Origin of the sequence: Maribacter sp. HS, assembly GCF_048059195.1 — a bacterium.
Taxonomy (GTDB): Bacteria; Bacteroidota; Bacteroidia; order Flavobacteriales; family Flavobacteriaceae; genus Maribacter; species Maribacter dokdonensis.
The window spans coordinates 1-671 of record NZ_JAYLVV010000020.1; the positions used below are offsets into that span (position 1 = coordinate 1).

General features: G+C 47.2%; 1 pseudogene. It reads right to left on the reverse strand.

Annotated features, from left to right (window positions below):
• Positions 1-671 (reverse strand): annotated as a pseudogene (locus tag VBZ51_RS18960) (hypothetical protein); the annotation flags it as partial.

The window sequence follows — 671 nt, forward strand, 5'->3', positions numbered from 1 at the left end:
GTCGTTGCATTCTGCGCAAGACCTGCTCCCGCTACATCTGCGTTAATGGTCCCCGCGTTTACCGCATCCGCCGCGATATCCGAAGATTCCACTGCGCCCGCAGCTATTTTATCCGTGGTAATGGCATCGTCCGCTACATCCAAGGTCACGTCCTTGAATACTGAATCGTCACCTCCCGTAATATCTATGGTACTGTTCGTTGACGAGATCGTTCCGTCGGCGATTGCCGCTTCGTCGACTTCCAAAGCGCCTGTCGTTGCATTCTGCGCAAGTCCTGCTCCCGCTACATCTGCGTTAATGGTTGCTGCATCGACAGCATCATCGGCAATTGTTAGACTAACATCGTTCAAAGTTGCGTTCGCACCACCTACAACATCAAGATCACTTGATGTAATACTACCGTCACCAATGATATCCGTAGGATCTACCGTTACCGTATATTCCGTATTGTTTCCGGTAACCGATGATGTTATATCTATTCCCGTTCCTTCTACAACTGTAGTCGTGGTTTGATTTGCTTGTATTGCTGGAGTTAAATCCAACGCTGAAGAGGCTTCTCCGTTTACCGTACTTATCAAATCATTATTAGTATCTAAACCTAGTACGTTACTATTAACTATTGGAACCCCTGCTCCGGTAACACCATTAACCGTAGTCGATAAAGTGTTGCC